This window comes from Kitasatospora sp. NPDC058965 (assembly GCF_042741245.1).
Taxonomy (GTDB): Bacteria; Actinomycetota; Actinomycetes; order Streptomycetales; family Streptomycetaceae; genus Kitasatospora.
The window spans coordinates 1-13,467 of sequence record NZ_JBHYKG010000243.1; the positions used below are offsets into that span (position 1 = coordinate 1).

Here is a 13,467-nt window from a genome sequence, read left to right on the forward strand (position 1 = left end):
GCCGAGCGGGTGCCGGCCCTGACGCACGCTCAGCCCTCCAGGAACGCCTTGATCGCGGAGGCCAGCAGGTACGGGTCCTCGGCACCGCACAGCTCGCGCGCCGAGTGCATGGAGAGCGCGGCGATCCCGCAGTCGACCGTGGTGATGCCCAGCCGGGCCGCGGTGATCGGGCCGATCGTGGTGCCGCAGGGCATCGCGTTGTTGGAGACGAAGGACTGCCACGGCACCCCGGCCCGCTCGCAGGCGGCGGCGAAGACCGCCCGGCCGACCCCGTCGGTGGCGTACCGGTTGTTCACGTTGACCTTGAGGATCGGGCCGCCGTTGGGCACCGGGTGGTGGCCGGGCTCGTGCCGCTCCGCGTAGTTGGGGTGCACCGCGTGGCCCATGTCGGAGGAGAGGCAGACGGTGCCGGCCAGCGCGCGGGCCCGGTCCTCCTCGTGGCCGCCGCGGCTGAACACGCTGCGCTCCAGCACCCGCCCGAGCAGCGGCCCCTGGGCGCCGGTGTCGGACTCGCTGCCGGTCTCCTCGTGGTCGAAGGCGGCCAGCACCGGGATGTACGGCAGCTGCTCGCCGCCCTCCGTGACGGCGGCGGCCAGCGCGGCGGTGGCGGCGTGCACCGAGAGCAGGTTGTCCAGTCGCGGGGCGGCCAGCAGCTCGCGGTCCCGGCCCAGGTAGGACGGCGGCTGGACGTCATGGGTCATCAGATCCCAGCCCAGCACGGACTCGGCGCCCACTCCGGCGCGCTCGGCGACGTAGCGGATCAGGGCCCCCTCGTCCACCGGACCCAGACCCCAGATCGGCGTCAGGTGCCGCTGCTTGTCCAGCTTCAGACCGTCGTTCACCTGACGGTCCAGGTGGATCGCCAACTGCGGCACCCGCAGCAGCGGCTCGTCCAGCTGCACCAGGCGGGTCGACCCGTCCCGCAGCACCAGCCGACCGGACAGACCCAGGTCCCGGTCCAGCCAGGTGTTCAGCGGCACCCCGCCGTAGATCTCCACCGCCACCTGCCGCCACCCCGAAGCCCCGGTGTCGGGCAGCGGCTTGACCCGCAGGTTCGGCGAGTCGGTGTGGGTGCCGACGACCCGGAACGGGGTGCTCGGCACCGCGCCCGCGGGCACGTACCAGGCGATCAGCGCACCCCCGCGCACCACGTACCGACCACCGTGCGTCCCCTCCCAGGCGTCGGCCTCGGCGACCTGCCGGAAGCCTGCCTTCTCCAGCCGCTCCACCGCTCCGGCGACCGCGTGGTAGGGCGAGGGGGCGGCCGCCAGATAGGCGATCAGATCGTCGGTGTGGGTCCGGTCGAAGAAGACCGGGCGGTCGGCGGTCGACATGCTGCTCCTGGGTCGAGGGATAGCGGAGAGCCGGTGGGGATTTGGGCCTCCCACCCGAGCATATGCCCGTACACCGACAGAACGGTCAAGACTTCGTCTCGCTACCGTCCCCACCCGTCACCAGCACCGGCGCTCCGCGTGACGGGCCCGCGCGGTCTGCGTCACGCACCCCTCCCGGGCCGGGTGCGCACCGTGCCGGGGCGCGGGCCGGTCGGCCCGGTCCGCCCCCGGCGCCGCCGCGTTGGCGGTCGCCGCCGCCGGTCGGCCCGGGGAGGCACCGTCCGGCGCCGCACGCTGCTGATCGGCGGTGCGGCCGGCCCTGACCGCACGTCCGGCCGCCGGCGCCGCGGCCCACCGCGACGACGGCCCGAGCCGTCCCGGGACGGGGCCCGCTGACGGCCGGTCCGGACGGACCCGAACCACACCGGGCCGGCGCCGATCGGCCACCGAACATCCACGGGCCACGGGCCGCGGCGGTGCGTCGCACAAACACCGTGGGGCCCGCGCAGTGCGGGCCCCACGGTGTTGAGGGTGTGTCAGGCAGTCAGTGCGGTGCGGCTCAGAACGCGTCCTCGGCGAGCTCCATGACGGCCAGGTCGATGCCCTCGGCGATCAGGCGCTGGCTGGCGACGGTCGGCAGCACGTTGCGGGCGAAGAAGCGGGCGCCGGCCACCTTGCCCTGGTAGAAGGCGAGGTCCTTGCCGGTGGCGCCGGCGTCGATCTTGGCCTGGGCCACCACGGCCTGGCGCAGCAGCAGCCAGCCGACCACCACGTCGCCGGAGACCATCAGCAGGCGGGTGGTGTTCAGGCCCACCTTGTGCATGTTCTTGACGTCCTGCTCGACCGCGGAGAGGTCGGCCAGCAGCTTGCCGACGATCGCCTCCAGGTCGCCGGCCGCCTTGGCCAGGAACTCGCGCTCGGCGGCCAGCGCCTCGCCGCCCTCGCCGGCCGCGAGGAACTTCTGGATCTGCTCGGACAGCGCGGTCAGCGCCTGGCCGCCGTCCTTGACGATCTTGCGGAAGAAGAAGTCCTGGCCCTGGATCGCGGTGGTGCCCTCGTACAGGGTGTCGATCTTGGCGTCCCGGATGTACTGCTCGATCGGGTACTCCTGCAGGTAGCCGGAGCCGCCGAAGGTCTGCAGCGACTGGGCGAGCTGCTCGTAGGACTTCTCCGAGCCGTAGCCCTTGACGATCGGCAGCAGCAGGTCGTTCAGGCGCTCGGCGGCCTCGTCCTTCTCGCCGCGCAGCTTGGCCGCGGCCATGTCGTCCTGGACCGAGGCGGTGTACAGGACCAGCGCGCGCATGCCCTCGGCGTAGGCCTTCTGGGTCAGCAGCGAGCGGCGCACGTCCGGGTGGTGCGTGATGGTGACGCGCGGCGCGTTCTTGTCCAGGAAGTTGGCGATGTCGGCGCCCTGCACGCGCTCCTTGGCGTACTCCAGCGCGTTCAGGTAGCCGGTGGACAGGGTGGCGATGGCCTTCGTGCCGACCATCATCCGGGCGAACTCGATGATCTTGAACATCTGGCGGATGCCGTCCACGGTCTCGCCCAGCAGCCAGCCCTTGGCCGGGTGCTTGGCACCGAAGGTCATCTCGCAGGTGTTGGAGGCCTTGAGGCCCATCTTGTGCTCGACGTTGGTGGCGTAGACGCCGTTGCGCTCGCCGAGCTCGCCGGTCTCCCAGTCGAAGTCGAACTTGGGGACGATGAACAGGCCCAGGCCCTTGGTGCCCGGCTTGCCGCCCTCGGGGCGGGCCAGCACCATGTGGATGATGTTCTCGGACATGTCGTGCTCGCCCGAGGTGATGAAGCGCTTCACACCCTCGATGTGCCAGGAGCCGTCCTCCTGCTTGATCGCCTTGGTGCGGCCGGCGCCCACGTCGGAGCCCGCGTCGGGCTCGGTGAGGACCATGGTCGAGCCCCACAGGCGGTCGGTCATCCGCTGGGCGACCTGCAGCTGCTCCTCGGTGCCCTCCTCGGCGATGACGCCGGCGAAGGCCGGGCCGGAGGAGTACATCCAGATCGCCGGGTTCGAGCCCAGGATCTGCTCGGCGAAGGCCCAGATCAGCGAGTTCGGGGTGACCTGGCCGCCGATCGACTCCGGGATGCCCAGGCGCCACCACTCGGCGTCCATGAAGGCCTGGTAGCTCTTCTTGAAGGCGGCCGGGATCGGGGCCGTGTTGGTCTCGGGGTCGAAGACCGGGGGGTTGCGGTCGGTGTCGACGAAGGAGGCGGCCAGGTCGTTCTCGGCCAGCCGGGAGATCTCGCTGAGGATGTTCTTCGCGGTCTCGACGTCCATGTCGGCGAACGGACCGGTGCCGTACACCTGGTCGCGGCCGAACACCTCGAAGAGGTTGAACTCCACGTCCCGCAGGTTGGACTTGTAGTGACCCATGGCCGTTTCTCCGGTTCGTCGCTTCCGGGTGCGCTTCTCACGCCCCTACCCGCCAGTACTCATCATGATGCTACCGGTTAGTAACTTATTCAAGCCTCTGGTCGTTAATCCCGCGTGAACGTAGTCACGTCCGCACAGACCCACCCCGGGGCTTCTTGTCCGGATCGGCCGCCGCACAAGCCCGCCCGGGCCCGCTAGCCTGTCCGTGTGTACGGCTACGAGCAGAGCGCGAGCGGCTACCCGGGCGACCCCTACCAGCAGGCGGGGGCGCAGGGCATGTACGGGCAGCAGCAGCAGGGGTACGGCGCCCAGCCGGGCCCCGGCATGGGCGCCGCGTACGGCGAACCGCAGCAGGGCGCCGGCCAGTCGCTCTACCCCGAGCCCTCGCCGCCCTCGCTGGCGGACGCGGTGCGCGCCTTCACCACCGGGGCGATGCCGGTCGAGGACTTCCAGGCCATCTTCATCACCTCCAAGGTGCACTGCCCGCGCGGCGACCGCCCCGGCTTCCTGGCGCTGCACAACACCCCGACCCCGGTGATCCCGATGTTCAGCTCGCTCAAGGAGCTGCGCCGGTACGCGGGCAAGGAGTCCAAGTACTTCACCGTCTCCGGCGCCGAGGTGCTGGACCTGCTGCCGACCGGGTACGGCTTCGCGCTGGACATGGAGGGCGAGCACCGGATGGTGTTCGACGCCCGCGCGGTGGAGCAGATGGTCGACTTCACCATGCGCCGGATGTACGGCTGACCCCGGTACGACTGACCCCCCGCGCCCGCGGGAAGGGTTCTCTCCTGCCTGCCTCCATATAGTTCAATCTTCAACTTGCTTCTGGTTGAAAGTTGGACTAACCTCGCGGACGTAGGCCACAGCACCCAGATCCAGGAGGCCGACATGCCCGCCGTGACCGTCGAGAACCCGCTGACCCTGCCCCGCGTCGCCACCCCCGACCCGGCCACCACCGTCGCCCGCCCGGTCCTGGCGGTCGCCACCGCACCCGAGGGCTTCGAGGGCGAGGGCTTCCCGGTCCGCCGGGCCTTCGCCAAGATCAACCAGAAGTACCTGTCGCCGTTCATCATGATGGACCAGATGGGCGAGGTGGAGTACGCGGCCGGCGAGCCCAAGGGCACCCCCTGGCACCCGCACCGCGGCTTCGAGACGGTGACCTACCTGATCGACGGCGAGTTCATCCACAAGGACTCGCACGGCGGCGGCGGCCACCTCGGCGGCGGCGACACCCAGTGGATGACCGCCGGGTCCGGGATCCTGCACATCGAGACCCCGCCGGAGTCGCTGGTGCTGACCGGCGGCCTGTTCCACGGCATCCAGCTGTGGGTGAACCTGCCGGCCTCCGACAAGATGACCGCGCCGCGCTACCAGGACATCCACGGCGGCCACGTGAAGCTGCTCTCCAGCCCGGACGGCGGCACGGTCCTGCGGCTGATCGCCGGTGAGATGGACGGGCACCGGGGCCCGGGCTCGACGCACACCCCGATCACCCTGCTGCACGCCACCCTCACGCCGGGCGCGCGGGTGACCGTCCCGTGGCGCAAGGACTTCAACGCGCTGGTCTACGCCCTGAACGGCGCGGGCACGGTCGGCGAGGAGAACCGCCCGTTCCACACCGGCCAGGCGGTCGTCTTCGGCGAGGGCGACACGCTGACCGTCGCGGCGGACGCCCAGCAGGAGTCCCGGCACCCGAACCTGGACGTGATCATCCTGGGCGGGCAGCCGATCCTGGAGCCGGTGGCCTGGTACGGGCCGTTCGTGATGAACAGCCACACCGAGCTGCAGCAGGCGATGGAGGACTTCCAGGCCGGCCGGTTCGGCCACCCGATCGACTGAGCGCGCGCCCGAGGGGCGGTGGACCCACCCGGTCCGCCGCCCCTCAGGCGTGCTGCGGCCAGAGCCGGGCGTAGACGGCCGTGGCGTCGTCCTGCGCCTTGCCGCGGGGCCAGCGGGTGCAGTCCGGATCGGCGGCCTCGGCCTCGCGGACCCGGGCGATCAGCGCGCCCGGGCCGGACTCGGCCATCAGGCGCAGCGCCGCGGGCCAGTCGCCGAGGGCGAACCGCTCGGTGAACCGGCTGGCGCCGTCGCTCAGCGCCGCCACCGCCCGCAGCGAGTCCAGCCGGGCGAAGCCGGTCTCGGCGTGCGCGGCCGCCCGCGGGCTGGCCGCCGCGATCCACGGCCCCCGGCCGGTGTTGCGCACCGCGTGCAGCGCCTCGATGTAGTCCAGCCGCAGCGCGGCCCGCTCCGCACTGCCCGGCGCCGCCCGGCGGGCCGCCCGGCGCAGCGCCTCGCCCTGCGGGAAGCGCTGGTTGTCGCCGATCACCCGGGGCTCGCCGCCGGTCGGCTCCAGCACCAGCAGCGAGTCGCCCAGGGCGAGGTACTCCAGCGAGGAGCCGTGCCGGCGGGCGGCGACCACCATGGCGGCGGGGGTGTGGGGGTGGCCCAGGTCGCAGCGGGCGCCGTGCAGCGCGGCGGTCTCGGCGAGGGCGTCGGCCAGGCACTCGCCGATCGAGCGGTCCGCCCGGTCGGTGAGCCGGGCCAGCAGGTGCACCCCGAGCCGCCGCACGTACCAGGCGGTGCCGTGCCGGCAGCCCGTCTCCAGGCCGGCCGGCAGCGAGACGCCGTCCAGCAGCACCAGGGCCTCGGGGGTGGCCGTGGCGAAGTCCTCGCTCTCCCGGCCCGGTCGCTGCGGCTGTGCGGCCAGCTGTACCTGCATCCCGCCAGTGTGCGCCGCGCCGGGCCGGGCCAGACAGGCCTCGGCACGACCTCACCCGTACGGGGAGCGCGGGCGGGTCGGTTGGCACCGCGTTCGATTTCCACCTAGCGTCACATGTGTCTCATACCAGACAGAACGGGCAGGGTGGACGAGATGTGGTGGCAGGCGATCCTGGTGGCAGTGGCCTCGTTCGGCTTCCCGACGCTGGCGCTGCTCTACTTCATCGGCGGGCCGAACTACCGCGACGAGAAGGCCCGCGCCCGGGGCTGACGCGGGATCGGCGGCCCCCCGGCTGCCGATCCCGCGACACCGTCCGGTCAGACCGAGCGGCGCGGGTCGCGGCCGAGCAGCAGCAGCGCCTCGTCGAGCGGCGGCAGCGCGTCGGCGACCGGCAGCGGCGGCGCGAAGGCACGGCCGGGGGCCCGGGCGGCCGGGTCGGCCGGGACGGCGCGGGCCACCCGCAGCACCAGCTCGGCCAACCCGTCCGGACAGTTGAAGGGCCGGCCCAGGGTGACGGCCAGGTCCCAGCCGTGCACCACGGTGTCCAGCAGGTGGAAGGAGATCGCCCGCTCCGGCGCGAACGGGTGCCCCGGCAGGATCTCGGGCAGCGCGAACGGCCGGTCGGCGGCCTCGGCGGCCGCGAAGGCGTCCACCAGCTCGCGGGCCGAGTCGGCGAACGAGGCCAGCGCGGTGAACGCGACCGCGGGGGCGTCGAGCAGCGGGTGGTCGGTGAAGACGCCGGGCTGGTCGCCGTGGCCCCGGGCGGCGGCGGCGAAGCCGTACTGCTGGCCGATCAGGTGGGCCAGCAGCCGGCGCAGGTCCCAGCCGGCGCACGGGGTCGGCAGCTCCAGGTGCTCGCGGCGGACCGCGGCGACGTGCGGGGCGATCAGGGCGAGCGCACTCACGTGGCGGGCCGAAAGAGTCGTCATGAGGAGAAGCTAGCACGATCGTTCGGTCAGTTTCTGGGTGACGGCGAAAAACCGCCCCGCGGCGGGCCGTCAGGCCGCCGGCAGCAGCGACTCGTCCACCGCCTCCGAGCGCAGCAGCAGCAGGATCGACCGGCGGGCCCTGGTGTACGGCACGTCGTCGTCGTGCAGCAGCGACATCGCGTTGGCGTACTCCAGGAAGGCCAGCAGCTCGAAGGCGAGCTGCTCCAGATCGCTGTCCGGACGCAACTCACCCACCCCGCGGGCGGCTTCGAGCAGGTCCAGGACGATCCGGTGCCAGACCAGGCTGCTCTCGGCCATCGCGTCGCGGATCCGGCCCGGCTGCGCGTCGAACTCCGCGCCCACCGCGTAGAAGAAGCAGCCGCCGGCGAACACCCGGGTCCGCGAGTACTCCAGCCAGGTCTCCGCCAGCTTCCACAACTGGGCCACGCCGGGCGGCACTTGCTCGACCGGCTCGATCACCGTGCTGCGGTAGATCCGCTGCGCGGCGCGCACCGTGGCCAGTTGGAGCTCCTCCTTCGAGCCGAACAGCGCGAACACCCCGCTCTTGCTCAGCTCGAGCTCGGTGGCCAGCCGGCCCAGCGAGAGGCCGGCCAGCCCCTCCACCGACGCGATCCGCACCGCCCTGGCGAGCACCAGGCGCCGGGTCTCGTTGCCCTTCTGCACCCGCCCGTCCCTCGCGGGTTCCACCATCGGTCACCACCGTCTTCCCTGAGCCCCGCAGGTGACTGCTTTCCAAGCAGCTTAGGGCCTGATACGGATGGAGCGGCCGTGCACCCCACACCCTCAGGAGCGACCGCGATGACCGCCAGCACCCCCCGTCCGTCGGGCCCCGACCCGCTCGACCTGCTCGCCGTGGACGAGTTGCTGACCGAAGAGGAGCGGATGGTCCAGCAGACCGTCCGCGCATTCGCCGCGGACCGGATCCGCCCGCACCTGGCGGACTGGTTCGAGCAGGGCGTCTTCCCGGCCCGTGAGCTGGCACCGGAGCTGGGCCGGCTCGGCCTGCTCGGGATGCACCTGGACGGCTACGGCTGCGCCGGGGCCGGCGCGGTGGCCTACGGGGTGGCCTGCCTGGAGCTGGAGGCGGCCGACTCGGGCCTGCGCAGCTTCGTCTCGGTGCAGGGCTCGCTGGCGATGCGGGCGATCCACGCCTTCGGCAGCGAGGAGCAGAAGCAGCGCTGGCTGCCCGGCATGGCGGCCGGCGAACTGATCGGCTGCTTCGGCCTGACCGAGCCGGACTTCGGCTCCGACCCGGGCAACATGCGCACCACCGCCCGCCGCAAGGGCGGCGACTGGGTGCTCTCCGGCGCCAAGATGTGGATCACCAACGGGTCGATCGCCGACGTCGCGGTGGTCTGGGCGCAGACCGAGGACGGGGTGCGCGGCTTCCTGGTGGAGCGCGGCGCGGCCGGCTTCACCGCCACCGACGTGCACGGCAAGCTCTCGCTGCGCGCCTCGGTCACCAGCGAGCTGCACTTCGACGAGGTGCTGCTGCCGGCCGACGCGGTGCTGCCCGGGGTGACCGGCCTGCGCGGCCCGCTCTCCTGCCTGAACGAGGCCCGCTACGGGATCCTGTGGGGCACCGTGGGCGCGGCCCGGGACTGCTACGCGGCGGCGCTGGAGTACGCGAAGACCCGGATCCAGTTCGGCCGACCGATCGCGGCCTTCCAGCTGACCCAGCAGAAGCTGGTCGAGATGGCCCTGGAGCTGGAGAAGGCCCACCTGGCGGCCTGGCGGATCGGCCGGCTGAAGGAGGAGGGCCGGGCCCGTGCGGCGCACATCAGCTTCGGCAAGCTGAACAACGTGCGCACCGCGCTGGAGATCGCCCGCAGCGCCCGCACCGTGCTCGGCGCCAACGGGATCACCACGGCCTACCCGGTGCTGCGGCACGCCAACAACCTGGAGTCGGTGCTCACCTACGAGGGCACCAGCGAGATCCACACCCTGGTGCTGGGCGAGGCGATCACCGGCGAGTCGGCCTACCGCTGACGGCGGTGCGCCGCCGCCCCCGCCGGTGGCGGGGGGCGGCGGCGCGGGTCGGGCGCGCTACCGGGCGCCGCCGCGCAGGGCCAGCCGCCCGGGCAGCGCGGTGGCCGCGAGCACCAGCAGCGCCGCCAGGCCGGCCACCGCCGCGTAGCCGGGCCACTGCCACTGCGGCGCGGCGGCCCCGGTCATCCCGCTGCTGAAGGCGGTCAGCACCGCCAGCGCGATGGTGCTGCCCAGCAGCAGGCCGACCGCCAGCAGGCCCAACCCCTCGAACCGGAGCATCCGCAGCACCTGGCGCCGGGTGGTACCGGTCAGCCGCAGCAGGGCGAACTCCCGTCCGCGGGCCGCGGTGGACACCGCGAGCGTGTTGGCCACCGCGATCGCGGCGAAGGCCAGCACCAGCACCATGGCCAGCTCGTTGACCGCGGCGTTGTTCCGCTCCCCCGCGGCCGCCAGCTGCCGGGACTGCGACCGGTCCAGCACCGCCACCCCCGGGAAGGGCTTGACGGCCGCCGCGAGCGCGGCCCGGTCCGCCCGCCCGTCGGTGGCGACCAGCACGGCGGTGGCCAGCGGGTCGTCCAGGTGCGGGGCCAGCAGCTCCCGACCGACCGTCAGGTCGCCGAAGCCCAGGCCGCGGGCGTACACCGCGGTGACGGTCAGGGTGACCGGGGTGCCGTCGCCCAGCACCAGGTGCACCGGCCCGCCCAGGTGCGCGCCCAGCCGCTCCAGCGCCACCTGACTGACCGCCAGGTCGCCGTCGCCGAAGCCGTCCAGGCTGCCCGCGGTGACCTGCGGGTCCCAGGTCCGGGTCAGGCCCTGCGGGTCGACGCCCTGCACCGAGTAGTTCGCCAGGTCCACCCGGACCCGGCCGCGCACCACCTGGGTCACCGCGGTGACCCCGGGCACGGCGGCCACCGCCCGGGCCGCCTGGACCGGCACGCCCGGCGCGCCCGCCGCCAGCAGCCACGGCGCCGTCGTCCCCGCGGCCGCCTGCTGCTGGGCCGCGCCGCCCAGCGTGGACTGGCTGAACAGCACCGTGCAGACCATCGCCACCAGCAGCGTGACCGGGACGAAGGCACCGGCCGCCCGGCGCGGGTCGGTGCGCAGCCGGGCCGCCGCCAGGTGGCCGCTGACCCGGGAGCCGGCCAGCAGCGGGGTGAGCAGCGCGGCCGCCCCGCGGGCCAGCTGCGGACCGAGCAGCGCGGTGGCGATGGTGAGCAGCAGCACGGTGCAGAAGGTGACCGGCATCGCGCCGGCCTCGGTGTCCAGGCCGCCGAGCACCGCGGTCAGCACCACCCCGCCGGCCAGCGCGACCAGCCCGCCCACCAGTCGGCCGGTGCCGCGGCCGGCGGTGTGCAGCGCGGCCTCGGACAGCGCCTGGGCGGGGCGGATCCGCCCGGCCCGGCGGACCGCCAGCCGGGCCGCCGCCCAGCCGGCCAGCACGGCCGCGGCCAGCCCCGCGGCGACCGGGAAGAAGCCCAGCTGCAGGTCGAGCGTGTCGGGCATCGCGCCGGCCGCGACGAAGCGCCGGTACAGCCAGTCGGCGGTGGGCAGGCCGGCCACCGCGCCCGGACCGCCGGCCAGCAGCGCGATCAGCAGCGCCTCGCGGCCGATCAGCCGACGCAGCTGGCGGGGCGTGGCGGCCACGGCGCGCAGCAGGGCCAGCTCGCGGGCCCGCTGCTGGATCACCAGCGCGAAGGTGCCGGAGACCACCAGCACCGCCACCAGCAGGGCGGTCGCGCCCATCACCGCGCCCTGGCTGACCAGCCGGATCCGGGCGTCGGCGGCGTCCAGGAACTCGGCCGGGCCGCGGTCGCCCCCGGTGTGCACGGCGATCGGCTGCCCGGCGGCGGCGCGCAGCCGGGCAGCCAGCTGCGCCGGGTCGGTGCCGGGCGCCGGGAAGACGCCGAGCACCGTGTCCTGGCCGGGGTGCCCGGCCAGCCGGGTGGCCTCGGCGGTGTCGAAGAAGAGCGCCTGCTGGTGGTCCAGGCGCACCCCCTGCGGTGCGGCGATGCCGCTGACCCGGTAGCTGCGCGGGGCGTCGGTGGCGCGCACCGTGACCCGGTCGCCGACCGCCAGGTGGGCCCGGGCGGCCGCCTGCTGGTCGAGCACCACCTCGTCGTCCGCCCGCGGCGGCTGCCCGGCCGTCAGGGCGAACGGCGTGAGCGGGGCCGAGTCCCAGGAGTGGCCCAGCGAGACGGTGGCGTCGGCGCCGACCGGGTAGGCGGGGAAGGTGAGTTCGGGCACCACCCGGGACACCCCGGGAACGGCGGCCAGCCGGTCGGCCAGCCCGGCGGGCAGCCAGACCCGGCCGCTCAGTGCCTTGGCCTTGGTCTTGGTCTTGGTCCTGCCCTTCTTCACGGTGCTGGTGGTCCGGTGCACGTCCTGGTCGGCGCCGACCACGATCGGGGTGCCGGCGTACCGCTCGACGGCGATCGGGCCGCGCAGGCCGGTGTCCATCAGGGCGCCGCAGGCGGTCACGGTCAGGGCCGCGCAGAACAGGGCCAGGAAGGCGCCGAGGAAGGCGCCCCGGCGGTGCCGCAGGGTCTGCCAGGCGTAGGCGAGCAGCATCAGACCCACGCCCCGCCCGCGGCCAGCTCGGCCAGGTCGGCGGCCACGGCGCGGGCCGTGGGCGCGGTGTTGGTGCCGGCCAGTCGGCCGCCGGCCAGGTAGACCACGGTGTCCGCGTAGCCCGCGGCGACCGGGTCGTGGGTCACCATGACGACGGTCTGGCCGTCCTCGTCCACGCTCTGCCGCAGCAGGGTGAGGATCTGGTCGGCGGTGACCGGGTCCAGCGCGCCGGTGGGCTCGTCGCCGAAGATCACCGCAGGTCGGGCCGCCAGCGCCCGGGCGATCGCCACCCGCTGCTGCTGCCCGCCGGAGAGCTCGGCCGGGCGGCGGCGCTCCCGGCCGGCCAGGCCGACCCGCCGGCAGATCTCGGTGACCCGGCCCCGGTCGCTGCGCCGGCCGGTCAGCCGCAGCGGCAGCTCGATGTTCTGGCGGACCGTCAGCGAGTCGATCAGGTTGTAGGACTGGAAGACGAAGCCGACCCGGGAGCGGCGCAGCTCGGTGAGGGCGCGCTCGTTCATCCCGCTCAGCTCGGTGCCGCCGAGCTCGACCCGGCCGGTGCTGGGGGTGTCCAGGCCGGCGGCGCAGTGCAGGAAGGTGGACTTGCCGGAGCCGGAGGGCCCCATCACCGCGGTGAAGCTGCCGCTCGGGATGGCGAGCGAGACCCGGTCCAGCGCGGTCACCTGCTCGCCGGCGCGTCGGTAGGTCTTGGTCACGTCAGTCAGCGCGACCGCTGTCCGGGATCCCCCGCTGTTCTTCGTCATGCCCACCAGCGTGGCGGGACGGGGTGGTCCGCCACGATCCGGCGGACCGCCCGGTCCGGGCGGGGGTTATCCCCCCTGCCGGGCTAGGGGAGGTAGTCCTTGCGCTCGTGCTCGTCGGCGAGGAACGGGACCGACTGGAACCAGGCGACCCCGCACGCGCGGCAGCAGGTCTCCTCGGTGCGACCCCACTCGGTGGGGTCCAGGGTGGCCGCCCCCTCGGGCAGCTCGCGGCCGCACAGGCCCACGTGCTTCCCGTCCGGGACCATGTGCCACGCCACCACCGGGCCGCTGGGGCCCGCCTCGCCGTACTCGGCGTGCATCCGATGCAACATACCTCCACAGTGCTCCCGGCCCGCCCCGAACGCCAGGCGGGTTGGGCCAGGGCCTGTCTGACCATTCGCGTCGGATCAGGCGGGAATGGTCAGACAGGCCCTAGGAGGCGACGCGGAGCACCGGGTCGTCGTGGCGGCGCAGCAGCTTCTCGAAGCTGACGATGGCGCCGCGCTGCGGGTGGTTGTGCAGGTCGACGTGGTCGGTGAGGGCCCGGATGAGGAACAGGCCGCGGCCGCTCTCGGCGGTCAGGTCGGGGTGCCGGTCGGGGTCGGGCAGCCGGGGGGCGGCAGCCGGGCGGCCGGGCGGCAGCACGTGGGTGTCGTAGGCGGTGGGCCGGGTGCGCCGGGCCGGGCCGAGGGCGGCCGGGCCCGGCAGCGAGGCGCGGCCGCGGCGCCGGCGCGGGCGGCCGTGCGCGAGCAGCGGG

General features: G+C 74.0%; 13 protein-coding genes. 4 read left to right on the forward strand and 9 right to left on the reverse strand.

Features of this window, described 5'->3' with window-relative positions:
* Nucleotides 1-29: 29 nt before the first annotated feature.
* Together ACFW1A_RS29905 and ACFW1A_RS29910 are read right to left on the reverse strand one after the other, a co-directional pair.
* On the reverse strand, nucleotides 30-1,334 hold the full coding sequence (locus ACFW1A_RS29905; RefSeq protein WP_380414166.1) for a M18 family aminopeptidase: 1,305 nt from the start codon (nucleotides 1,332-1,334) through the stop codon (nucleotides 30-32).
* A gap of 559 nt (nucleotides 1,335-1,893) precedes the next feature.
* On the reverse strand, nucleotides 1,894-3,723 hold the full coding sequence (locus ACFW1A_RS29910) for an acyl-CoA dehydrogenase (protein WP_380414168.1): 1,830 nt from the start codon (nucleotides 3,721-3,723) through the stop codon (nucleotides 1,894-1,896).
* 207 nt (nucleotides 3,724-3,930) lie between these two features.
* On the opposite strand from ACFW1A_RS29910, the gene ACFW1A_RS29915 reads away from it, so the two are divergent.
* Nucleotides 3,931-4,467 (forward strand): SseB family protein, encoded by a 537-nt coding sequence (locus ACFW1A_RS29915; protein ID WP_380414170.1) that lies wholly within the window; start codon nucleotides 3,931-3,933, stop codon nucleotides 4,465-4,467.
* Between the two features lie 144 nt (nucleotides 4,468-4,611).
* On the forward strand, nucleotides 4,612-5,562 hold the full coding sequence (locus tag ACFW1A_RS29920) for a pirin family protein (RefSeq protein ID WP_380414172.1): 951 nt from the start codon (nucleotides 4,612-4,614) through the stop codon (nucleotides 5,560-5,562).
* Nucleotides 5,563-5,605: 43 nt separating this feature from the next.
* Here the strand turns inward: ACFW1A_RS29920 and ACFW1A_RS29925 are convergent, their stop codons facing one another.
* Nucleotides 5,606-6,442 (reverse strand): integrase, encoded by an 837-nt coding sequence (locus ACFW1A_RS29925; RefSeq protein ID WP_380414174.1) that lies wholly within the window; start codon nucleotides 6,440-6,442, stop codon nucleotides 5,606-5,608.
* Nucleotides 6,443-6,586: 144 nt separating this feature from the next.
* On the opposite strand from ACFW1A_RS29925, the gene ACFW1A_RS29930 reads away from it, so the two are divergent.
* Entirely contained in the window at nucleotides 6,587-6,712 is a 126-nt protein-coding gene (locus ACFW1A_RS29930; protein WP_380414176.1) for a hypothetical protein, read from the forward strand.
* 47 nt (nucleotides 6,713-6,759) lie between these two features.
* Here ACFW1A_RS29930 and ACFW1A_RS29935 read toward each other — a convergent pair whose 3' ends face one another.
* Both ACFW1A_RS29935 and ACFW1A_RS29940 read right to left on the reverse strand, forming a co-directional pair.
* Entirely contained in the window at nucleotides 6,760-7,371 is a 612-nt protein-coding gene (locus ACFW1A_RS29935) for a TIGR03086 family metal-binding protein (RefSeq protein WP_380414178.1), read from the reverse strand.
* Between the two features lie 69 nt (nucleotides 7,372-7,440).
* On the reverse strand, nucleotides 7,441-8,082 hold the full coding sequence (locus ACFW1A_RS29940; RefSeq protein ID WP_380414180.1) for a TetR/AcrR family transcriptional regulator: 642 nt from the start codon (nucleotides 8,080-8,082) through the stop codon (nucleotides 7,441-7,443).
* Nucleotides 8,083-8,190: 108 nt separating this feature from the next.
* On the opposite strand from ACFW1A_RS29940, the gene ACFW1A_RS29945 reads away from it, so the two are divergent.
* On the forward strand, nucleotides 8,191-9,381 hold the full coding sequence (locus ACFW1A_RS29945; protein ID WP_380414182.1) for an acyl-CoA dehydrogenase family protein: 1,191 nt from the start codon (nucleotides 8,191-8,193) through the stop codon (nucleotides 9,379-9,381).
* Between the two features lie 57 nt (nucleotides 9,382-9,438).
* Here the strand turns inward: ACFW1A_RS29945 and ACFW1A_RS29950 are convergent, their stop codons facing one another.
* The 4 genes from ACFW1A_RS29950 to ACFW1A_RS29965 all read right to left on the reverse strand — a co-directional run.
* Nucleotides 9,439-11,949: an FtsX-like permease family protein gene (locus ACFW1A_RS29950; RefSeq protein WP_380414191.1), complete on the reverse strand. Its 2,511-nt coding sequence runs from the start codon at nucleotides 11,947-11,949 to the stop codon at nucleotides 9,439-9,441.
* The gene (locus ACFW1A_RS29955; RefSeq protein WP_380414185.1) at nucleotides 11,949-12,710 is read right to left on the reverse strand and encodes an ABC transporter ATP-binding protein; all 762 of its coding nucleotides are present in this window, start codon (nucleotides 12,708-12,710) and stop codon (nucleotides 11,949-11,951) included. Before ACFW1A_RS29955 ends, ACFW1A_RS29950 begins: the two co-directional genes overlap by 1 nt.
* A gap of 83 nt (nucleotides 12,711-12,793) precedes the next feature.
* The gene (locus ACFW1A_RS29960) at nucleotides 12,794-13,030 is read right to left on the reverse strand and encodes a hypothetical protein (protein WP_380414187.1); all 237 of its coding nucleotides are present in this window, start codon (nucleotides 13,028-13,030) and stop codon (nucleotides 12,794-12,796) included.
* Nucleotides 13,031-13,142: 112 nt separating this feature from the next.
* On the reverse strand, nucleotides 13,143-13,467 hold a 325-nt coding region (locus ACFW1A_RS29965), incomplete at its 5' end, for an ATP-binding protein (RefSeq protein ID WP_380414189.1).